Annotated in this window: 21 protein-coding genes; 5 read left to right on the top strand and 16 right to left on the bottom strand. The window is 35.1% G+C overall.

Features of this window, described 5'->3' with window-relative positions:
- Window positions 1–188: 188 nt before the first annotated feature.
- The 9 genes from LV704_RS06335 to LV704_RS06295 form a co-directional block, all read right to left on the bottom strand.
- Window positions 189–938 (bottom strand): alpha/beta hydrolase, encoded by a 750-nt coding sequence (locus LV704_RS06335; RefSeq protein ID WP_163421192.1) that lies wholly within the window; start codon window positions 936–938, stop codon window positions 189–191.
- Complete coding sequence (gene alr / locus LV704_RS06330) at window positions 925–2,148, bottom strand: alanine racemase (protein WP_163421193.1); 1,224 nt, start codon at window positions 2,146–2,148, stop codon at window positions 925–927. The genes LV704_RS06335 and alr overlap by 14 nt, the downstream gene beginning before the upstream one ends.
- A 26-nt stretch (window positions 2,149–2,174) precedes the next feature.
- Window positions 2,175–2,669, bottom strand: coding sequence for a hypothetical protein (locus tag LV704_RS06325; protein ID WP_163421194.1), 495 nt, complete (start codon window positions 2,667–2,669; stop codon window positions 2,175–2,177).
- A gap of 10 nt (window positions 2,670–2,679) precedes the next feature.
- Complete coding sequence (locus tag LV704_RS06320; RefSeq protein ID WP_163421195.1) at window positions 2,680–3,795, bottom strand: DUF2911 domain-containing protein; 1,116 nt, start codon at window positions 3,793–3,795, stop codon at window positions 2,680–2,682.
- A 75-nt stretch (window positions 3,796–3,870) separates the two neighbouring features.
- Entirely contained in the window at window positions 3,871–5,043 is a 1,173-nt protein-coding gene (locus LV704_RS06315) for a C45 family peptidase (RefSeq protein WP_163421196.1), read from the bottom strand.
- A gap of 42 nt (window positions 5,044–5,085) precedes the next feature.
- Window positions 5,086–5,565, bottom strand: coding sequence for a DUF4199 domain-containing protein (locus LV704_RS06310; RefSeq protein ID WP_163421197.1), 480 nt, complete (start codon window positions 5,563–5,565; stop codon window positions 5,086–5,088).
- Between the two features lie 19 nt (window positions 5,566–5,584).
- Window positions 5,585–6,046 carry a DUF4440 domain-containing protein gene (locus LV704_RS06305; RefSeq protein ID WP_163421198.1) on the bottom strand — a complete coding sequence of 154 codons (462 nt, stop codon included), beginning with the start codon at window positions 6,044–6,046 and terminating at the stop codon, window positions 5,585–5,587.
- A 1-nt stretch (window position 6,047) separates the two neighbouring features.
- Window positions 6,048–6,947 carry a CPBP family intramembrane glutamic endopeptidase gene (locus tag LV704_RS06300; protein WP_163421199.1) on the bottom strand — a complete coding sequence of 300 codons (900 nt, stop codon included), beginning with the start codon at window positions 6,945–6,947 and terminating at the stop codon, window positions 6,048–6,050.
- A gap of 42 nt (window positions 6,948–6,989) precedes the next feature.
- Complete coding sequence (locus LV704_RS06295) at window positions 6,990–7,556, bottom strand: hypothetical protein (RefSeq protein ID WP_233782158.1); 567 nt, start codon at window positions 7,554–7,556, stop codon at window positions 6,990–6,992.
- 118 nt (window positions 7,557–7,674) lie between these two features.
- On the opposite strand from LV704_RS06295, the gene LV704_RS06290 reads away from it, so the two are divergent.
- Window positions 7,675–8,664, top strand: coding sequence for an AraC family transcriptional regulator (locus LV704_RS06290; protein ID WP_163421200.1), 990 nt, complete (start codon window positions 7,675–7,677; stop codon window positions 8,662–8,664).
- Between the two features lie 621 nt (window positions 8,665–9,285).
- Here the strand turns inward: LV704_RS06290 and LV704_RS06285 are convergent.
- On the bottom strand, window positions 9,286–9,531 hold the full coding sequence (locus LV704_RS06285) for a hypothetical protein (RefSeq protein WP_163421201.1): 246 nt from the start codon (window positions 9,529–9,531) through the stop codon (window positions 9,286–9,288).
- Between the two features lie 122 nt (window positions 9,532–9,653).
- Between LV704_RS06285 and LV704_RS06280 the strand changes: the two genes are divergently transcribed.
- Window positions 9,654–9,884 (top strand): helix-turn-helix domain-containing protein, encoded by a 231-nt coding sequence (locus LV704_RS06280; protein ID WP_163421202.1) that lies wholly within the window; start codon window positions 9,654–9,656, stop codon window positions 9,882–9,884.
- 19 nt (window positions 9,885–9,903) lie between these two features.
- On the opposite strand, the gene LV704_RS06275 is transcribed toward LV704_RS06280, so the two are convergent.
- Window positions 9,904–11,148 (bottom strand): site-specific integrase, encoded by a 1,245-nt coding sequence (locus LV704_RS06275; protein WP_233782157.1) that lies wholly within the window; start codon window positions 11,146–11,148, stop codon window positions 9,904–9,906.
- 456 nt (window positions 11,149–11,604) lie between these two features.
- On the opposite strand from LV704_RS06275, the gene LV704_RS06270 reads away from it, so the two are divergent.
- Together LV704_RS06270 and LV704_RS06265 are read left to right on the top strand one after the other, a co-directional pair.
- Window positions 11,605–12,858 carry a site-specific integrase gene (locus LV704_RS06270; RefSeq protein ID WP_163421204.1) on the top strand — a complete coding sequence of 418 codons (1,254 nt, stop codon included), beginning with the start codon at window positions 11,605–11,607 and terminating at the stop codon, window positions 12,856–12,858.
- A 168-nt stretch (window positions 12,859–13,026) separates the two neighbouring features.
- Entirely contained in the window at window positions 13,027–13,626 is a 600-nt protein-coding gene (locus LV704_RS06265; RefSeq protein WP_163421205.1) for a hypothetical protein, read from the top strand.
- Window positions 13,627–13,694: 68 nt separating this feature from the next.
- On the opposite strand, the gene LV704_RS06260 is transcribed toward LV704_RS06265, so the two are convergent.
- From LV704_RS06260 to LV704_RS06245, 4 genes are all read right to left on the bottom strand, one after another.
- The gene (locus LV704_RS06260) at window positions 13,695–14,240 is read right to left on the bottom strand and encodes a hypothetical protein (protein ID WP_163421206.1); all 546 of its coding nucleotides are present in this window, start codon (window positions 14,238–14,240) and stop codon (window positions 13,695–13,697) included.
- Window positions 14,241–14,265: 25 nt separating this feature from the next.
- Window positions 14,266–15,891 carry a hypothetical protein gene (locus tag LV704_RS06255; RefSeq protein WP_163419783.1) on the bottom strand — a complete coding sequence of 542 codons (1,626 nt, stop codon included), beginning with the start codon at window positions 15,889–15,891 and terminating at the stop codon, window positions 14,266–14,268.
- A gap of 14 nt (window positions 15,892–15,905) precedes the next feature.
- Window positions 15,906–16,802 (bottom strand): hypothetical protein, encoded by an 897-nt coding sequence (locus LV704_RS06250; RefSeq protein ID WP_163421207.1) that lies wholly within the window; start codon window positions 16,800–16,802, stop codon window positions 15,906–15,908.
- 227 nt (window positions 16,803–17,029) lie between these two features.
- Entirely contained in the window at window positions 17,030–17,551 is a 522-nt protein-coding gene (locus LV704_RS06245; RefSeq protein ID WP_163421208.1) for an outer membrane beta-barrel protein, read from the bottom strand.
- Window positions 17,552–17,911: 360 nt separating this feature from the next.
- Between LV704_RS06245 and LV704_RS06240 the strand changes: the two genes are divergently transcribed.
- A complete protein-coding gene (locus tag LV704_RS06240; protein WP_163421209.1) occupies window positions 17,912–18,724 on the top strand; it encodes an RteC domain-containing protein in 813 nt (270 codons plus the stop codon).
- Here LV704_RS06240 and LV704_RS06235 read toward each other — a convergent pair.
- Complete coding sequence (locus LV704_RS06235; protein WP_163421210.1) at window positions 18,721–20,871, bottom strand: prolyl oligopeptidase family serine peptidase; 2,151 nt, start codon at window positions 20,869–20,871, stop codon at window positions 18,721–18,723. The genes LV704_RS06240 and LV704_RS06235 overlap by 4 nt on opposite strands.
- Window positions 20,872–21,066 lie beyond the last annotated feature (195 nt).

Genomic DNA, 21,066 nt, shown 5'->3' with positions numbered 1-21,066 from the left:
GCCCTATGTTAATTTTGTTTGATGAGCTTAAACGAGATTAAAAAAAAATCATTTGATTGAGAGCTGTAACAGGTCTAACTATCATCGATAAAAGTTTTTGCTATTTCATTAAAATTCTCTGGGTCCTCCCAAAACATTGCATGGCTTTTTATAGGCAGTACTTTCGAAAGAGGCGCATTCCTATCCAATCATTGTTTTGCCTGATCGTACCAAGATTCCCTGACCAAATACAACAAGGATGTTGTCTTATCCATACGTTTTACCTCTTCAGTGTAATCGCTTGTCAATCCATCTATATAAAGGCTCAAAGCAGCATTATTTGAGGTCAACATCATTTGCGCTACCATCCAGTTATGTTCTTTGGCATCTCCATTTTTTTGCAACATCCATTGCACGGTACCCTTGGCATACCCGAATCGGTCATTGATTAGGTCTTTCAAACTTTCTTTGTATTCGTCAAAAGAGCCATAGACCCATTCCTTTGAGGTATCTCCAATCCATTTTGGGGGCTCGTCAATAAATATGACACGGTCTATATTGTTACTACCATATTTTTTTACATATTCATATATAGTGGCTGATCCGCTCGACCAGCCAATCAATACCACATCATCAAGTTCAAGTTTATTTATAAGGTCATTTAGATCGTTAGCATGGTCTTCATAGGTGTTTCTTTTTTCCGTCTTGGTCGATTTTCCGTGACTTCTCGGATCATAGGAAATGTATCGATAGTCATTCTTGAAATAATCCTTTTGCTTTGAAAAGAACTGGGAGGTCATCGTCCATCCAGGAATAAAGACAATAGGTTTGCCTTTACCTATATCTTCTACATATACCTTTATACTATCCGTACCAACAGTAATGTATTTACTTTGACAATTAGCAATCCATACTGAAATGAACAGGATGTATTGAATGGTTCCTTTACACCAGTTCATCAAGTACGATTTTTGGGATAGATTCTTTGTAATTGATTTGCAGGTAATTATGCCCATTGATAGCTTTGCCAAAACCTTCAGGACTAATTTCAGGGACGTCAGGACCAATTAAGGTGGCCACATCACCGACCTTAACATCTTTTTTCCGGCCAATAACCAAATTACAATGGCTGGCATTAACGTTGACCACTGGGTAAAGCGTTCCGTTTATCAAGACTTTAGCTCCATTTTCAGCTGAACTGGCATAACCATCTGCCCATCCTATTGGTAGGGTGGCAATCCATTCTTCCTGTTTCACCTTATAGAATCTTGAGAAACCAATGGTGTCCCCTGGTTTCAGTTTTTCCATACGGATCACTTTAGCTTTAAGCTTGAAAGTGGGGGTAAGGGAAAACTGTTTAGATTGTGGCATGCCTTGCAAAGGGTATGAACCATGTAACAAAATACCTGGGCGTACGAGGTTTAAGTGCGAGGCTTCCAATTCTAATATAGACTGGGAGGGAGCAATATGTTTTTGAGGCATCTCAATTCCCAAAGCATTTAACCGGCTTGTAAGTGAATTGAAACGTCTCAATTGTTCTTGCGCAAAGTCAATTGGAGTAGTAAGTGTTGAAAATAGTCCTATAATTTCAATGTTCTCAATCTTTGCCAATTCAGTCACCCAGTCCAATGGCTTGCTGTATGCCATTCCCATACGTCCCAGTCCCGTATCAAAATAGAGTTGCACTTTAATTTTTGTGCGGTTTACTTTGGCCAAGGCCTGAACTTTTGCCATAGATTCTTTTGAGAACACACTGAACGTAATGTTAGCTTTTGCAAGCTCAACCCCTAAATTTGCGGAAAAATCGCCCATGAGTAATATCGGTTTTTGCACTCCTTTCTCCCGAAGAGCCAAACAACGTACATCCTTAACAAGAGCAAGCCCATCTACATGCGGGCTATCATCTAAAATACTGCCCACTTCAACATCTCCTAGACCGTAGGCGTTATTTTTAAGCACTGCCAAAACAGAACTTCCTTGTGCCATCTTTGAAATGATTTCAGCGTTTTTTAAATAGTCCTTTTTTGAAAGTTCTATCCATGGATTGATTCCTTTTTTTATGTCGTCATAAAAATCCAAACTTGGCGTTGGGATGCTGGTCGGAAGTATACCCAGCCCTATTGCTCCGATGGAGGTTTTTTTTAAAAATGTTCTTCGTGAGGGTTTCATAAATCCTATTTAAATCTGTTTTTTCATTACTCTTTAGCCAAATCAGGATATGAAGTATTATCGCTATAAAAAATGGAATAAACACGCCAACCCAATTCAGGTACTTTAACATATTGAATGGTGTTTACTCCCCTTATGGTCACCTCACGTTCAGCTGATTTAAGGTTAAATTCATAGGGGCTGTAACGTACAGCTACTCCACCATAAAAATGGGTAATCCCGTCTAATTCCCTTTCTTTAAAGGATACAATCTTATGTTTTTTAAAATATGCATTGTTCCCCTCTTCAAATTCAATGGCGGTAAATATGCTAACTTGAGTGGTGTCGACTACACCAATTACTGCTTCTTTATGGTAAATGGAACTGAGGTCATATGTAGGTATATTCCCATTATCAAATGATATGATATCATACATTTTTTTGGTAAGTTCATTGATTTCGGCCAAATTTGCTTTTTTATGCTGAGTCTGGCTAAAACACTGAATACCTAACAGTAAAAGGAAACTTAAGACTGTTTTCATGCGTAAAGACTTAACCATTGGGCATTTTATAAGTATCCTCGGTCACTTCTTGGATAATTTCACCTAGCCTTTTTTGAAATTGCTCTGGGGCAATCTCTGCAACGGCGCGAAGTTCTTTAAGTGCTTCTTCTTTTTGACCCATAAAATAGAAGCTGATGCCTTTATTGATATTTAAAAACCAAGCATCAGGGTATTTGACCAACATACCGTTACTAAAATCAAGAGCCTTTTTAGGTTGCTCAAGCTGAAGCATTAAAAACGATATCATATTGGCCTCCCTTGGGTTTGAGACCAAATGTTCTGCCTGCTCCAAGGTGGTAGTGAGGTCGTCGTCTTTGTTTAATTTTTTAAGCAACCGAGCCTTGGTCACCAAATTGGTAAGGTTTTCTTCAGCGGCGAAACCATGGTATCCCCCTTGTATAGACCTGTTTGCCCATTCCAATGCTTCTTCAAGGTTTGTGTTATGTTGTAAACACCAAGATGCCGCATCATTCCAGGCCTGCCAATGATAGGTATTTATGCCCCTTAGCTCATTTCTAAAGCTCTCAATTACTGTCTTATTCAAATCTATCGAAACCTTAAAAGGTATTCGTTTGTCAGCCCATTCTAGTGCTATGGTCACCGAATCTTCAGACCAATTCAAAAATTCATAATCCAACTTTTCTGAAAAAGGGCATTCTTCGCCTTGAACTTTAACCTCCATCGTTACGTCTTTCTCTCTATCCAAATAATAACTACCCCATTGATTATTGTTATGGGCAAACAAGAGCGTAAAATTGTTATCATTTGGGATAATATGAAAACCATAAGTTCCCGCTTTTAAAACTTTCCCCTCAATCAACACATCGGTTGAAAAGTAAATGGTCGTGTTCATATTGGCACCTGCGCGCCAAGCAATCGGATCTCCACTTTGTGGAATGACCTCAATGTCATTCCAGACCTCCCTATTATTGACTGACGGACTACTGTAGTCAATGGTCACATCGGTAACTCCCAATTGTTGGGTCTCAATTACTTTATTGCTTGATCGGGGTATTTTTAACGTATGAAATTGTGCACTCACTAAGAATGGAATGCATAAAAATACCGCTATAAATATCTTATGGTCCTTTTTACATTTTTTCATGATACTTGATTTTATAGATAATTGTATCAATTTTTATTTAAATACATTTTGGTTTGATGGTTGTGGTCTAACTGATTATTCCTTCTTTCCAAAACCAATTTTTACAAATTCAGATTCGTCAGGAGGTCCGGCAGTAATTTGAAGGTAGGGTGTTTCCGATAGTGTCATTACAACTGAGGCAAATGTGAACCCCCATTCATTCTTAAGATTTGTTTTGCATACCGGGTTCTTTTTATTGTCCCTCGATCTTAATGCCTCGATAAGAGAATGATTTGTCAATTCTATTTTCGTTGTCATCCGCTTTTCTATTGCCCTGTATCTAAAGTGACTATCGGTATTTAATAAATTTTGCCCATTTAAGGGTTTTGGATTATAAGCTTCAAACCATGGTTTAATATCGGTATTGACCAAAGGATGATTGGTATGGTATACGGTACCATTTTTATTCTCAGGGACAAATCGAACAACATTATTTGCAGATGCTTCAAAGTCATAGACTTCCCCTTGTATCCCAATAATGTAATTCTGCCCTGAAGCGTGATTGACCTTATTGATAAAATCCAATACTTCTTCTTTATTATCTGTATTGATTATTCGTCGAATAATAAAGGCAACAGGCAATCCATGGGCATTGGCCCTTAGTTGTATTAAGGTGTTCACACAAACCCCAATTCCGTTTTCGTTAAGGCCATTTAAAGCAATGAGACCAGGGTGGGTCAGAATAAGCTGTTCTGGCCTATTTTTTGTTCGTTCTAATCTCATAAGCATCTGAAAACCATCCGTGTAATTTTCCAAATCCATATTTTGAGCTATATATCCTGGCTTGCCATTCATTGCCGGAACACCTAATCCACTACAATGATGATTATGGATGTTGTTTACATATACCCAGAATTCGTCCAGGAGATTAAGCACGAAAACATCCCTGAAACTTTGCCCCGAACCATCTGAAATTCCGATAATTTCTTCATAAAGTTCAGGTGTCCAGCGTTTAATGGCCTTAATGAAATTTGCATATTCAAAAAAATCCGCAACTACTTCATTTGCATCTTTTCCCAATTGCTTGCTTGTATTTGTCTTCCATGCTTTGATGATAGCGGCGATTTCTTCTTTTAACTGACTACCATGCTGTAAGCCCAGCTTGTAACCGGTTCCTGAAAAATTCATCTGCTTTAGTTCTCTAGTGGATTCTTGGGCAAAGCAACCTGCAGAAAATAGCATTACGATGATGATTAACTTTTTTTTCATTATCAATGAGATTATAATATTATGATATGACCTCGAAAAAAACTAAGCTTCAAGTTTTTGTTTTTTAAGAAGGAGTGGAATCAGGGCAGAAATAATGGTACCGATTACAGATCCGGATATGACCCCAAAGATTAAGTAAAAAGTAGGGGTAATAGCTAATTTGATTTTTGACACCATCTCTTTGTAACTCTCACTACTACTATCCAAACTACTAATTTGAGTTTCAACGGCTGTTCTAATCATCAGGTCATCGACGTATTTAAGATATACAAACATGAATATTGAACTCAATACTGCACCGATAAGACTTACCAGTACACCGAAGAGGAATCGTGTCTTGTACCTTTCATATAAATCCTCACTTTTTATGAGTCCAAAATAAACAATGAAAGCATAGGGTAAGTACCCGAGCCATCCGACTAAATTACTGCCTGATATCCCTATCAAATTCGTAATTAAAAAATAGGTGATTAATATAATTGATAATAGGACCCCAAATTTTGCGACAGGTTTACGCTCCATTTCACATATTGTTTAATTATTAATCCCAGACGTATTTCCATGAACCATCTGGTTGCTTTTTCCAAATAGTCAGATAAATTCCTTCATAAGTTTTTAACTTTCCATCCTTATCTGGAATTTCCCAAACATAATTCCCTTGGCAATATGCTAAATCATTGCCTTTACCGACGACTATACGATTAGGTTCCCAATCCACCTTGGCATGGGAATACATTACATTATCATAAAATTCAAAAATCTGCTCTTTCCCTTTTATTAAATGATTATTTCGATTTAACTGACTGTCGGGAGCCGAGAAATGGGCAAAAGCGTTTGCTATCCCATCAGTGACGGTCATTTTTTGAAAGGATTTTTCTAAAGTGTGAATTACTTGTTGAACTGAATCCAGTTCTTCATAAACCAAGTTACCTTCAGTAGATTCTTGTCCATGTGTTACCCAAGAAAGTGTAAAAAAACAGATTAGGATAGTTTTTCGCTGCATTTTAATGTTTATTAAATTGAACTGAATTTTTAAATCTTTTGGACTGATATACAAGGATTATGATAAGAATTCCCGAACTCAAAATGCTATTCTCCAACCCAAAATTCCCACCTGAAATTAGGTCAGAAGACTGTAAATTTGTCTTAAAAATCCATGCCTCAGCTGGTTTACCGCTGTTAGGAAGTCCAAAAAGAACGTTTTGGGTAAAATTCCACAGGCTATGAAACCCAATAGCAAAAGCAAGATTTCTTGTTCTTGCAAAATTTATGGTGGTAATCGCACCAAAAAGTATTAAGTTAAAAATGCCCAGGAAATTTGCATTTTGATTTGAACTATGAATGAGACCAAACAAAAGTGCTGAAATCATTATGGCAATCCACTGTCTGCGCACATACCATTTTGATTTGGTTGTAAAAGCATAAATGACCAGAATGAAAAGAAATGAAGTAGTTAATACCTCTTCAAAAATGCTGCCTACAAAATATCGTAGAGCTTGTGAAAGATAGACAATCCATATATTGTATTCTAGGTAAATTGAACTTGGTTCAAAGCTAATTGTAGAGTTAGATTTTTGTAGAACAACAACAACCCATAAACATGCCATACCGGTAAAAGTGCCATTGATAAAATGAATCCCTGTAGCCCTTCCCGGATACATCCCGTACTTTGCGAAGGAACTTTTATCTATATATTTTGAATATATAAACAGTGCCAAGAGAACGGCCAAACAAGAAAGAACATTTACCATAAAGGATAGGTAAAACCCACTTTCCTTGAAGAAAGGAACAAATATCTTTATTAGGAGTATCCCTATAATCTGAAAAAGCAATATAAAGGACAAAAGCCTAAAACTTACCCTTACATTACCTCTGTCATTAAAAATGATATTCCTTAGTCTCAAAATATTTTATTTAACTGCTAGGAGTAATAGTTAGAAGATTGGTCACGACTTAGGCAAATATGCTTCTGGTATAGGGTTTTCATCGGTTTCTTGTTGCCAGAAGATATTTATGATTCTCCACCGATCGCCCGTATTTAAAAGCTGAATACCGTTGATGCCCCTCATGAAGGGTTTGGTATCCTTCTTACTTTTAAAACATTGGTAAGTGCTAAATACCTGTGCTATATTCCCAAAAACCTCTACTTTTCTATGAATTTCTTCTTCAAAAAAACCATTTTCTATTAGCCATTTTCCCGAATTTTCGACATAACTCTGAGGAGTTACGTAGGTAGCACCAACGTTTCCTTGTCTATTTTTTCCAGTGGCCACTAACTTGGCATTGGGATGGTAGATATACCTCATTAGTTCCCAATTTCTTTCTTCACCCTTTTCACCAGAAATCACTTCATATAAAGTGCTAATGACATTGTCAATAGTATTCGCTTTTCGATTGTAATTATTGTCAGAACTCTGAGAATAGGAAATGAAGCCTACTATAAATGGTAAAAATGTTATTTGAAATTGTTTTTTAAAAATCCTAAATCGTTTTTCCATACCAATTTTTAACATTCTTTTTAGAAACAGATTGAAATGTATTTTGTCTATTACAAGGCAATTGTAACATTAATACATATGCTAGTAGTCCTGATTTCGGAAATCTTAAGATGTTTTTAAAATGAATACACTGTTGGTTTTGGCCTTTTTCTCTGGAAATGTTGCATCATTAAGTATTCTGGCTTCCCTTTATTTTTTCCTTATGAGAGGAGCGAGCAAGTTGAAAATTATCTTATTGGGGTTTTTGTTCATTGCTATTTCCTTGCGTGTTCTCAAGTCCATTATTTTTTTTTCAGGAAGCATTCCAAGCCTAGGTATAGCTATGGGTTTCTTTGGGTTGGCATGTATTGGCCCTATAATTTGGTTTTATTTCCAATATCAGGATAAACCTAACACAACAAGAATCCAGCGTAAGGATTATGTTCACCTTTTACCAGCTATTATTGGTAGTATTATTTTAGCAATAGTACCGGATTTTTCAAGTGTTTTTTATAGAAGTATCACTGCCTTGCTATTTATATATCTGGCCTTCTCATTTATCAGATGTAAAAATACTTCAAACTTTAAATACAATTCCTGGAATTTTTTATTGTTAGTTGCTGTAGCACTCATGGGTGTTGTTTTCGTTCTTCAATTTTATATGAACACAATCATTAGTTATGCTATGGGAACTGTTGCGATTGCAATAATTTTACTAGTCATTGTAGTAGGTGCGATAAAAACAAATTTTCTTGCTCTAAGGCCACGTCCGGCTAAAAAACTGAATCCCCAGCTAATCCATAAGGTTAAAAACACTGTAGAGATTGAGAAAGTGTATCTGGAACCTACGCTAACTTTGGATTCACTAGGCAGAAAGCTGGATATACCTTCGTACATGGTATCACAAATCATAAAAAAAGAATATAAAAAGACATTCCCAGAAACTATTAATCATTTTAGGATAAATGATGCAATCGAAGAATTGAATGAAAGCCTTTTAAAAGAAACAAAAATAGAAAGTATAGCTTATAACGTGGGGTTTAATACCCCATCTGCCTTTTACTCAGCCTTCAGGAAAACAACTGGAATGAACCCCACCGAATACCAGAAGAAGTATTTGCTGAGACCGGAAGGTAGAGCATAACATTATTTCTAGACTTGCCAAAAGTTCATCAAAGCGGTGGTTTATCATTAATGTTTTGATTTATTAAAAAACTCTGATAATCTAGAAGATAGGTAGCGAATATATTTTACATTTTACTCTTTTTGAGCCGAATAAGAATTCTAATCGGCTCATGAGCTGTAATTTTTAGCGAGCAAAATAGTGTTTTACGCTGCAGGCGTCCCAAATACTTACCTCAAAACTTAGTGCTGGATCCTGTTTAGATGGCATAGCGAATCGGGAGAATGAGCGAAAGATGCCATCAAAATAGGGCACTACTACTTTGCATTAAAAGATGCCAAAATAAATTGTGGATTCTGTTTTTGCTGTAAAAATTCCCCGAAAATTAAGGCCTCCCAACGTTTTTACAGTAAAATTGGAAATGCTAAAACTTTAGATGTGAATCTAAATGTATGATAATCAATAATTTATGATTTATAACATCGCGTGAGCGTGTTATCCTCTTGCTATTCCAAACCACTCCTTATCGTCGTCGTGTAGAATACAATTCAAAAACGTAAATAATCAGATTCTAATAGTACTCAATTAAAGAACTTTTTATTTTAAATCGGGATAATTTCAAAATAATCCTTGAATTTATAACTAGGGTTTTGAAATGGGTCTGAACTTTTGGCAAAGGTTGAGATGTAGTATAGAATAAAAATGTTCATTAATCTCTGTTTCAATTGACCAAATATTGATATCTGTTTGGTACTTCCTATTACCATCTACAAGTTTATAAACCATAAAATCTTTGCAGTCAGACTCTATCAGTAAATCGATGGATTCTTCATAGAGCAATAGAGCTTCTTCTTTCATGCATAGGAGATAGGTAATGTTATTCTCCATAATTCAGTTTTAATCACAAATCGGATATGTTGTTGTTTTAAACTTTTACTGACAATACTACAAAAAAAAATCACGCACTGCAATGCGTAATTCATTAATTGGGATTTGATGAAATTTCCATCATGACCCAGAAAGAGCTAGAGAAAAGGAGAAAACGGATAGGTGAACGTATAAAAGAACTAAGATTGGGTTCTGGATATACTAGTTATGAGACATTTGCAATTGATAATGGTTTCTCTAGGCGAGGTTACTGGGCTTTAGAAAATGGCAGCAATTTTAAGATTGAAACTTTATTAAAAATTACTGCTATTCATGGAATAACTTTAGAAGAATTCTTTAAGGGAATAAAGTGATGTTTCCAAGCAGACAGTTTTAGTTTTCAACTTTACCTTTATTCTTTGCCTTTGAGGTTTCATTCTGTTGTATCTTTTCTTTTAATAATTCCATTTCATCCGCAATCTTGCTATCAAGAACCTTGGCATAGATTTGAGTGGTTTTTAAGGAACGATGTCCTAACATTTTACTCACTGAAGAAATTGAAACTCCATTAGATAGGGTAACGGTTGTGGCAAATGTATGTCTGGCCAAATGTGTTGTAAGGTTTTTACGGATTCCACATACATCGGCAATCTCTTTAAGGTAAGCATTCGATTTCTGATTGGTCAGAACAGGTAATATTCCTTTGCCATCAACAACATAAGGATGTTCGCTATATTTTTCGATGATGGTTTCGGCAACAGGGAGTAACGGAATACTACTTATTGCCTTGGTTTTCTTTCGGGGCATTTTTATCCATCTATCCCCGTTTATCCCAATTACAATATGTTTTGACTGTAATTGTTTGACATCTGAATAAGCTAGTCCTGTATAGCAACAGAAAACGAAAATATCCCGAACCAAATCTAGACGTGGTAAAAAAGACTTTTTGTTTCTCAATATATTAAGTTCCTCTTGAGTTAGGTACTGTTTTTCTTTTGTTTTCCAACTTGCTTTCCAATGAAAGAAAGGATCTTTAGTAATCCATTCATTAGCATAAGCAATGCGGATAATCTTTTTAAAATTCACTATGTATTTAATAGCTGTGTTGTGGTCACAATTTCGTTTGGATTTCAAAAAGAGCTCTAAACCAGAAATAAACTTATAGTCAACCCTATGGACAGGAATGTCATTTCTGTGATAATTATGCTGAATATATTCCGAAACGTGCTTGTAAGCCGCTTTATATCGTTGTAAAGTGCCTTTTGTGAAGCCCTTGCCCAACAAACTTTCCATTTCATCATTATGCTCCACGAAGATTTCTAGAACCATGTGCTCTTTACCTTCTTTACCTAAATAAATATTTTTGATAATGGTTGCCGAAATATCCTCCCGTTCTTTTAAAAGAGAATCATAAATATCATAGAGCCTGTTCTTGACGTTGTCCAAAAACCGATTAAAATTGGATATTTCTGAGCTGGTACCCCTCAGTTTCCCTCCTCGTGAATCCCATCTATGTTCGTCCACACGACGACCCAGACTAAACTCGCTACGCTTGCCATTAATTGTAACAAGTGTGTAAATCATAACAGTGCCATCGGCATTTTTTTCTGACTTTTTGGGATAAAAAAGGATGTTCATTTTGCCATACATAGGTGCGGGGTTTAAAATCCTCACTTAAAGTAGCAAAAACAAATGTTAAAATTTAGTTGTAAGGATTTCTTTAACAGTTGATTACATCGATTTTGGAGCGGGTTTTTTGAAGGGAAAAATACGCACCGAATTCCGCACTTTTTATATAGTTTTAGATGATATTTTTTGGAGTCAAATAAAATGAAAAAGCCTGCAAATCATTGATTTACAGGCTTTATGCTGAAATTTAATAAATTTTCAGCGGTCTGGACGGGACTCGAACCCGCGACCCCCTGCGTGACAGACTGAAATTTGACCATTTTGCAAAAACCAAAAACAACATAAATAATTGATTTTAAACTATTTAATGAAATTTGGTTTCATTTGAAATGCTTTGATTTCAAGAAAAAGTATGCACAAAGTATGCACATTTTTTTGTACCTTAAATAGAAAATCAAGCATAATATGGCACTTATCAGATTGGCCTTGGACACACGGAAAAATGCTAGGAACAGGCATGGTCTTTTTCCGATTGTTTTGCGTGTTTTTCATAAAAAACAGAGTTTGATAAGGCTAGGTCATTATACTTCAATAAATGGCTGGGACGATAGAAATTCGCGATTGAAAAAATCAGCCGCTATGAACAGAAATCTTGATTGCGATGAGATCAACCGAGAATTGGACGGGAAATTATATGCTGCCAAAGAGTTGGCAAGGGAGCTTGGGAGCAGTATTGATAAACTGGACTTTCAAGGGTTTATAGATCACATTAAAGAAAAATGGGACTATAATCCAACCTCAGAAATCAGACATAAGATAGATAATCAAGTTTCAATTTCAGTATGGGGCAAAGTGGTTACCGATAGAAAGAAGAGTGCAAACAGCCCTGCAACTGCGAAGTGGTACCAGGACGGGATAGATGCGTTGGTAAAGTTTAATAAGGGTAAAGATATAATGCTCTATGATATCACGGTTTCTTTTTTAAAGGATTTTGAAGCCTACCATTTAGGAAGGGGCAATAGCAAAAATACCATCAGTATATATCTAAGGGCCATAAGATCCATTTATAATAATGCAATTCAAGAAGATAAGTTCATACCTGTCAAAAACGCTTTTGAGCAATATAGGATTCCTTCAAGCACAAGAACCAAAAAAAGGGTAGTGGGCAAGGAGAAGATCATTAACATTAAAGAACTGCGCTATGAGTTTGGTTCACCGCTCTGGCATACAAAGAATTATACTCTCATCATGTTTTATTGTAGGGGCATGAACTTTATTGATTTGGTCAAGACCAAGGTAAAGGATATTTCCAACGGACGCTTATATTACGGTAGAAGTAAGACGGGCAATCCCTTTTCTGTAAAGATTACAGAAGGGTTACAGAACATATTGAATCATTACATCAATGGTAAAAAACCTTCCGAGTACTTATTGCCGACCAACTATGATGGAAGCTCCAAACATTACCAAAAGTATAAGTCGCAGAGAAGAAGGATGAACGAGCGTCTTAAGATTATTGCAAAGGATGCTGGTATTGAGGGAAGTTTTACTACTTATTATATACGCCATTCATGGGCAACAATAGCAAAGTATATGGGAATATCCACTGAGATTATTAGCGAAGGACTTGGACATTCCTCCATCAGGACCACTGAAATATACCTAAAAGATTTTGATGATCGTATTTTGGATGAAGCTAATGAAATGATTGTTTCATAAATGTTTAACATTAAAAGAAACAATGCATACTTTCAATTGAAGGTCAATTAGGTTATTTGATTCCATGATGAAATAATGAACATTTATTAATTCTATTTCCTCAATGTTTCATAGAATATGGCATAATATATGTAGCTATTAATTTACTTAAATAGCAAACCTTATAAAATGAAACAAGTTTTAATCTCTCTCTCTCTCTTTCTTTTACTCTTTCTATTTTCATGCAATGCCCCAAAGTACTCATATTCATTTGAAAAAGGAAAAACCTTGGATTTTAACCAGGGGAAATGGGTTATGAACAAACCTCATGGCTCAAATAACCCTCCTGACATCTATGACTATTCCACAATCTATTTTAAAGAAATCCTTGGTGATTCTCTTATCCGGTTAGATGAACTTCGAAATGTCAGAATCGTACCGGTTCAATTCCCTTTCGAAATGTCGAACTCAGATTTGAAAAATGCCCAAATCGCGACAAAATGTGATTACTTAATAAGCATCAATGAAAAGAACTCCAAGAATGAAATGACCGGTTTCGTTGGCTCTACCAACATAGGCTCCGCAACTAAAACCAACGAAGCCACCATAGAAATACGAATCTATGACTTAAATAAGCGTGAATTAATCTCTAACTCCGTGGTCATAGGTGTTGATAACCGCCTAATTGATGAAGATCACAACTGGGGCCAAGCAAAATCGGTTGAGACAATTACACGCGTTGGTCTAAGCAAATTGATAAATGCCTATGATAAAAATAAAGTGAAATGAACAGTCTATAATAAACAGGGGAGTTGATTTTTTTTCAACTCCCCTGTTATATAAATTATTTCCTACAATTATTTTGATAAATTAAATCCAAGGTTAAAATGTATTCCCAGTGGGAAAAATCCAGCGTTACCTAGGGTGTCAAAATAGTACTGAGGTCCAAAATCCAGCTGTAACCGTATTTTTTTGTTGGAATGCTGAAAACCCCAGGTCGGGCCGATGACAAAATCTATGTTATCCGTTCTTGTTAAGTTTTCAGCTATCGAAGGTCCTCTTCCCCTAACCCTAAAAGATATGAAGTCGCCTGAGTTAAAATTTATTGACTTTCCTTTGTTTTTACGATTTTCTCTGTTGTATATCAACTTATACTGAACCCCTAAGAAAGGTGCTATCACGTAATTGAAGCCATTATTTTCGATAATCGTTATCTCATCAAAAGCTCCTGAATAACCGATACCGGCATCTGTTGAAATCAACCCCTTTTTACTAATGACCCACTCAAGACTTATTCCTGGGTTTATGACGTTCAAAACAACGTTGTTTTTTAAATCAACGCTCTGGGCCTTAATTGTAACAAAAAACAAACAAGCAACAATTACAACAACTATTTTCCTCATATCTTTCAAATTATATTGTTATGGTCTAATCGGTTCTTCCTATTATTCTCCTTCCTTTCCATTTTCCTCCCCTCAAAGCAGCTCCATATATATCAATTTCCCCAACATCATATTTTTTTGCCTTGAATTGTTTTGCCAATTCTTGTAAAGCTACACTTCCATCAGTTAAGTCTACCTCAAAGCTTAGAAGAAAATTTAAATCATAGCGATACCAAGTATAGGATTTTCCTCTTGATATTCTATTTGAAACGGCCATTTCTGTTTTATTGTTGCTAAATTTAATTATTCTGACCCCTACTTTATTGTCTTTCATATCCCTATTAAGATTTAAAACACTTGGCAGTGACTTTGCCGCAGCTTTTATTAGATCATTGGATGCTCTATTCAGATCTCCTAAATCTGTGTCAACACTCAATTTTAGTGGATTGGCAACATTATCATCAATAATTATATCTAATGTAAAAAACTCTTGATCTTTATTATAAAAAGGCCAAGGATTTGGATTTGCAGGATATGAAATGGGTTGACCTGTGTTCATTGCATATGTCAGTCCCTTATATTTAAAAGTTACATGTGATGTGGAAAAGGGATTGTGTTGTGGAACTACATGATTGTATGTGAATTTTACCATATTAATACCCATTTCGACAAAATCTGATGTACCTGATTCACTCCATCCAATTAATCTTTTCTTTTGATATTTTACCCGTGATCCGATAGATGCCCATAATTTGTAATTTTCATTCCAAAAAATAGTTTGAACCCTATGGGTTGAATCGTGGTAGTCATTACATCTAAGCCGATTTCCAAATAACTTCTGCCAAATGCTGTCTTCAGAGTACACGCAGCTTTTGAAACTTTGTGGTCTTAGCAATGGAATATCATTGCTGGTGCTCGAACTTCCACTAGAAGATCCTCCTGAACTTCCTCCACTAGACCCTCCCCCAGAACCACCACATGAACTATAGCGACTGACTTTAGAGTCAATCTGCTCAATTTGTCCTTTTACTGGGCTAATGTTAATTGCATCTGAGGATTTGCTTGCTTTTTGGTTTTGGTGTTCATTAGGGTCATAACAAGGCATTTTAAGTTCCTTCAAAAATTGTGATTTACTGGAAACTTGGGATTCCAATTCGGCAACATAATCCTTTAGGTATTGTTCATCTTCGATTTTTGAAAAATATAGCCCTCCTGTTGTATATATGTAATATTCATCACCAACATATATTTCCCTGTCTTCATTTAAAATGCTTGCAAATCTAGAGTCGGTTATGACCTCATCGTCAATGTCGATCTCATCAGTATCACTTTTTAAACTATACATTAATCCTTTTTTTGCGATTTTCGATTTCTTTTTGGCCAGAAAATTATCTATTGCCAAATCATCATTTTCATCAAAAAAAGGTCGTAGAGAAGAAAAGCCTTTAGCACTCAATGATTCTATTTTGCTTTTTAGTTGATCTTCATCCATCTGTTCCATGAAAGCTGTCAACGATTCTTGATTTTCAAATTTTAATTTGTTGTTGACCATTTGAACTTCGGCTAAACCAACTTCGGTTTCTACTCCACTCAAACTTTCAATCTGTTCTTCCGAACATGAAACAATTAAAAACGAGGAAATTAGGAATTTAAATACGATTTTTGTTTTCATTTTGATTTTAATTATTAGTTACAGTCTATTGTGACTACTCTTTTATGGAATGATCCTTGATTACCCTGTCCAAACTCTTGTGCCTTAAACTCAACAGAAAAGCGATAACTAGTTAGTCTCCTACTTGAATAATATGGCCTATAACTTTTTCTTGAAGAAGTTGCACTTGAAGTGGGTTTACTGAAGGTCCCATTTCTTTTCTTATTTCTCCAGAAATTATTACCCACTGTAATCAATGAGAGACCAAAGGTTTCTTTCTCTGATTCAAAAGCTCCATTTACATTTTGTATGGATGCCACAAGTGAGTTTAGAAACCCTGCTTTTTGATATACTACTTTTGAGGCTACATTACTATTTGGGTGCCAGGATAATTTTCGTTTTGGGCAATACCTTGATTTTAAAGCAAGAGGCTGTTTTTCGATGCCTTCTAAAATATCAAGAACATTATCATCAGTACTGAAAATTTTAGAGTTCTTATTTTTGAACCCTAATGATTTATCGTATTCTTTTGAATCAATTACAGATACTGTTTCTTGGGTAGAGTTCAATTTTAGAACATTGCCAGATATTTCTATTACCCCTTCCTTGTTTAGTAAAGTCGCAAGTAAATCATCAAATATTCCTATACTTTCTCGTTCAACCAAAGGAAGTACCGATCTCATTGATTTAAATCCAAGTTTGTTTTCCCAAACTTCAAACTCTTGGGAATTCATTGGCCCCAAATAATCCAGCGCCAAATCATAGTCTTCTCTAGTTGGAAAAGACAACATGTCATTCTTTACCTCAACTTGGAAATCAAATTGAACGTTAAAAGTTGTGTCTTGATTTTTTTCTAATGTTTCCGTATCACTCTTGCTGCATCCGATGAATGTTAGAATTGATAGAAATGCTGTTAAATAAATTTTATTCATTCTTTTTAGTTTTTTATTAATGATTGGAATAGTTTGCGGAACATCACCGTCTTCAATTTTTATTTCATGGGCACTTTAGTTTTAGATTAGACAATATTTACCTTTTCCCAGTACATCAGAGTATCAGGGATAATCGGGTTTTCGTGATTTGCAATGGATAAAAGATTCCTTATTCCTATGGAAAGCGGTATTTATCTACAGGCACTTTTCCTTCTTCTTTGATTAAATCAAAAGGTATAGCCCAAACCAATGTGTAACCAATTAAATTTTCCTTTCACATCTGTGGTTGGCTCTTTAATCCTATTGGTTAATTCAAGCGCATATCTCGCCTGAATATTAAATTTATTGGTTATATCATATCCAATACCGAGTGATAAATCCAGTCCAGTTTTGGATATCTCATCATTAAGTACATCAAACAAATAGGTCATTTGTCCACCTCCTTGTAAATAAAAACTGTGATTAAGATAGTATCCAACCCTTGCCGATAGAAAACCAAAACTACTATCGTTCAGGTTTCCGTAATCTATTTCTGGAATTATCATGATTTTTTTGTTCAATTGAATCTTAGAATATAGCCCCAAATAGAATCCAGTATCCGAGTATGATGCGCTTGCATTGTTTTCCATAACCCTACTTGAACCATTTAATAATCCTCCAGAAACCCCAAATTCAAAATTTTGACAATAGGTATCTGCAATGGAAAATAAAATCATGAGTGTGGTTAATAATTTTAATTTTGAGGTCATCTTATTTTCAGTTTAGATCAGTAAGTTTTGTGCGAATTTGCAATTGATTGATTTAAAAAAAAAATTGAATAATAATGTGATTTATAAATTAAAGCTGTGATTTATAAATTGCCTATTTTTTTATCTCTCATTAGTATAATTTGATACAACTGATTGAAGCCTACGGTGAATCAAATCACATTCTTAAATAACTATTGAAAATCAGTGTAATTTATAAATCACTGATAATCAAGTTTTTATTTAATTTTCATTTTCCTCATATTTGATTTGAGTAAAATCCTGAAAAATTACTTGGGATTATTTCTTAATACTCAGATACCCAAAGAGAATCAAGCTTTCTTATGTCCAACCATTTAGGATATGGAGAGAAAAATGCACATCAATGACTTGGAAAGTCAAATCAAGGAAATTGAATCCCGAAACAACAATATCCTTGAAGTTTGCAAGGAAATTATTCTTGCATGTAAAACTCATCTACTGGGGTTGAGGGCCAAAGTGGCTAATCAAGGTTTCCAAAATGAAAATGATGAAATTCATTTTTTTAAGTTTGTTAAACAGACTCCGCTAACAAATCTTATCTATTATTCACAAGTACTAGATTTTGAAGCAAGCTTTCCTATGAATAAACTTAAAACGCAAAAGAAATATATCAAGAAGAAAACCGAAGATATAAGCGATTTATTTCTAACTCATTCGGATTTCATAAGATATACTAGGTTAAAGCAGACTCATTTCGACAAACAATTCTTTACTAGAAAATATTCTAATTTCTATTGCGGTATTGCTAAACCATATTATATTCTTGACCCAATTTTTAACACTTCACATGATTATCTTTTGGCCAAAATAAGTGCGCTTCAACGTATGTCAATATACCTCCAAAATAGGTTGAGGAGTTATGGCAAAATCGATAAAACCAGCAACTTACACTGGACCTCAAGTAAGGTGTCATTGACGGAATTAGTTTATGCCCTACACCATTCTGGCGCTATAAATAATGGGAAGGCTGATATTAAACAAATTGCAAATGCTTTTGAAAAAATTTTCAATTTTAGTTTAGGAGATTTTTATCGTACCTATATTGAAATATGTTCAAGAAAGAAGGATAAAATAAAATTTCTAGATGAACTCTCTTATATAATGTACAATAAAATGGAGCAAGGCAATGCCTAGTTTCGGTTCTTTAATTCAGTCATTGTAAAGAATAACATTCTAGCATAATCATTGAGCCAATCTATTTCATGCTCTGCGTCAAATTTTACATCCAATAAATAGGGTTTATCATTATTTTGATTAAATGATTGCAATAAGGAAATATATTTCCCTGGGCCAGATGGTGGAATCAAATAATCATTAAATCCAATAATCATTAATGTACTAGGGTAGTTTTTCTGATCGGATAGATTGACAACAGGATCCATTTTAAGTAAATCCTTATAGCTTTTCTCTTCTTTTATAGTGCCAAATTCAAAAGCGGTATCAGAATCATCAAAATCATCAAGGTATTCAGTTCTTATAACATTTAAAATTGGAACAAATCCCGTGAATACTCCAAACAAATCAGGTCGCTCATTGACAGCCATGCCACCTGTTATGCCACCCGCACTATTTACCGTGAGTCCAAGTCTCTTTGGGTGGATATAATTACTTTTTATTAAATATTCGCTGCAGGCAATCAAATCTTTCCATGAATTTTCTTTGGTTGATTTCATACCACCGTCATGCCATTTCGGCCCCTTTTCCCCACCGCCCCGCACATGTGCAGAGACATAAATATTACCTTGGCTTACAAAATCTGCTATTGGGGAATGAAACCATGGTGTTTCGGATATACCATAAGCTCCATATGCAGTAATAATTCCCATTGAGGTAGCATCCCTTTTATGGTCTTTTCTTCTGACAATGCTCATTGGAATCTTTGTTCCATCATGGGATTCGACTTCAACAACTTCACTAATTATATTTTCAAATTCAGGATAATTGGGCCACATTCCCAATTCAACAAACTTGAATTCACCCGTGTTAGGGTCTAAATAATAATCTTTAGGATTCGAGGTCCATCCATATATTTTTACCCATAAATCATCAGAGTAAGGGGATCGATATTGAAAGGTAATTTCCCCTGCTGAAATAGGTAGCTTAATTAGAACATCTTTGGAGCTCTCCTTGTATTTATATAGGGAGGTTTCTATTCCATTAGTAGTCACTGTATAGTATATTTGATTTCGAGTGACTTCAAAGCCGCTTAACTGACTGTCTCCTTTCCCCGAAAATAATACCTTGGGGTTTTTGAAATCAGGATTATTTAAATCCACTACGCATAATTCGATATTGCTCTCATTCAATCTCTTGTAAAAGTACTGACCATTCCTTTCTGTACCCCAGTCATGAAATATATTATCCTCGCTAGAGTATAGTTTCTTCCAATTATAATTGCCGTTATAAAAATCTTGGACAGTTATGTAATAGCAATCCCAAAAGTCTGAAGCATTGCCAGTATATATGAACATGTAGCTGCTCTCACTTGAGCGGAACATAGGAACAGGATAATATTCTTGGTTCAAGACAATACCGTTTTCTCCATCTTTGAAGATGGTTTTTGGAGATTTATCAGGATTGTCCAAACAATAGAGCGCGGTATAGCTATTCCGATCATTTTGGTTTTTCCTATAATTAGGATAAGCGATAAATGAAATGCATTTACTGTCAGGTGTCCAAACAATACCTCCTGCTTTTAAAGGTTTAGTATTTACAATTGGCTTCCCAATTAATCTTTTAGATTCACAATCCAAGAGAATGGTTTCATTAAAGAAATTTCCATCTTTCCCCATAGAGATGGCCACATATTTTCCATCATATGATGGTTTATAGTATTCTATGATATAGGTTCCATCTTTGTAGTTTTTGGGGTCATATAATAATTGGGGAGACGCTTCTCTGTTCTTTACAAATAACAAGATTTCTCCTTCATTAGTCTTGGATAAATAAAATGTTAATCCTGATTCATCGTACTTGATTTTTCTTGCTGGGTCTGTTTCTTTGTTTTCCAAAGAATCATAGCGGGAATAAAGTTTTTTATAATTTGGGTTTCTATTAAAGTACTCTTCGGCTATTAAATCTTGGTCCTTGAACCATTTAACTATGTTGGAATCATTCTTTTTTTCAAGGTTAGAATATTCATTAGCATATGAAATCCCATAATGTTTTTCAACAACCCTTTCATTTGCCAGTTTGGGGTAATTGAAAAATCGAGTTTCATTCTGTTTGCATCCAAAAAGAATAGAAACCATAAGTCCAATAAACAACACTTTTCTTTTCATACTTAATGACATACTAAAAATCCCTACCCGAACATAGGGATTTTTAGTATAAAACCTATAAGTTAATTTACTTATTGTACTTTTTTACTTTACCTTTTTCGATAGTTCCTCCACCATCACCGCCTTTAATTTTGTGAATTTGCTTCAATTCTTTTTTCTTGAATAAATCTCGTGCATTTTTCATTTCAATCAATA

This window comes from Flagellimonas sp. CMM7 (assembly GCF_021390195.1).
In the GTDB taxonomy this organism is placed as follows: Bacteria; Bacteroidota; Bacteroidia; order Flavobacteriales; family Flavobacteriaceae; genus Flagellimonas.
This window is presented reverse-complemented; position numbering and strand designations above follow the sequence as displayed.

Excerpts from the sequence above, each read along its gene's own strand:
- LV704_RS06335 (WP_163421192.1), bottom strand. The coding sequence starts at position 938 with ATGAACTGGTGTAAAGGAACCATTCAATACATCCTGTTCATTTCAGTA.
- alr (WP_163421193.1), bottom strand. The coding sequence starts at position 2,148 with ATGAAACCCTCACGAAGAACATTTTTAAAAAAAACCTCCATCGGAGCA.
- LV704_RS06325 (WP_163421194.1), bottom strand. The coding sequence starts at position 2,669 with ATGAAAACAGTCTTAAGTTTCCTTTTACTGTTAGGTATTCAGTGTTTT.
- LV704_RS06320 (WP_163421195.1), bottom strand. The coding sequence starts at position 3,795 with ATGAAAAAATGTAAAAAGGACCATAAGATATTTATAGCGGTATTTTTA.
- LV704_RS06315 (WP_163421196.1), bottom strand. The coding sequence starts at position 5,043 with ATGAAAAAAAAGTTAATCATCATCGTAATGCTATTTTCTGCAGGTTGC.
- LV704_RS06310 (WP_163421197.1), bottom strand. The coding sequence starts at position 5,565 with ATGGAGCGTAAACCTGTCGCAAAATTTGGGGTCCTATTATCAATTATA.
- LV704_RS06305 (WP_163421198.1), bottom strand. The coding sequence starts at position 6,046 with ATGCAGCGAAAAACTATCCTAATCTGTTTTTTTACACTTTCTTGGGTA.
- LV704_RS06295 (WP_233782158.1), bottom strand. The coding sequence starts at position 7,556 with ATGTTAAAAATTGGTATGGAAAAACGATTTAGGATTTTTAAAAAACAA.
- LV704_RS06285 (WP_163421201.1), bottom strand. The coding sequence starts at position 9,531 with ATGGAGAATAACATTACCTATCTCCTATGCATGAAAGAAGAAGCTCTA.
- LV704_RS06280 (WP_163421202.1), top strand. The coding sequence starts at position 9,654 with ATGACCCAGAAAGAGCTAGAGAAAAGGAGAAAACGGATAGGTGAACGT.
- LV704_RS06275 (WP_233782157.1), bottom strand. The coding sequence starts at position 11,148 with ATGAACATCCTTTTTTATCCCAAAAAGTCAGAAAAAAATGCCGATGGC.
- LV704_RS06270 (WP_163421204.1), top strand. The coding sequence starts at position 11,605 with ATGGCACTTATCAGATTGGCCTTGGACACACGGAAAAATGCTAGGAAC.
- LV704_RS06265 (WP_163421205.1), top strand. The coding sequence starts at position 13,027 with ATGAAACAAGTTTTAATCTCTCTCTCTCTCTTTCTTTTACTCTTTCTA.
- LV704_RS06260 (WP_163421206.1), bottom strand. The coding sequence starts at position 14,240 with ATGAGGAAAATAGTTGTTGTAATTGTTGCTTGTTTGTTTTTTGTTACA.
- LV704_RS06255 (WP_163419783.1), bottom strand. The coding sequence starts at position 15,891 with ATGAAAACAAAAATCGTATTTAAATTCCTAATTTCCTCGTTTTTAATT.
- LV704_RS06250 (WP_163421207.1), bottom strand. The coding sequence starts at position 16,802 with ATGAATAAAATTTATTTAACAGCATTTCTATCAATTCTAACATTCATC.
- LV704_RS06245 (WP_163421208.1), bottom strand. The coding sequence starts at position 17,551 with ATGACCTCAAAATTAAAATTATTAACCACACTCATGATTTTATTTTCC.
- LV704_RS06240 (WP_163421209.1), top strand. The coding sequence starts at position 17,912 with ATGGAGAGAAAAATGCACATCAATGACTTGGAAAGTCAAATCAAGGAA.
- LV704_RS06235 (WP_163421210.1), bottom strand. The coding sequence starts at position 20,871 with ATGAAAAGAAAAGTGTTGTTTATTGGACTTATGGTTTCTATTCTTTTT.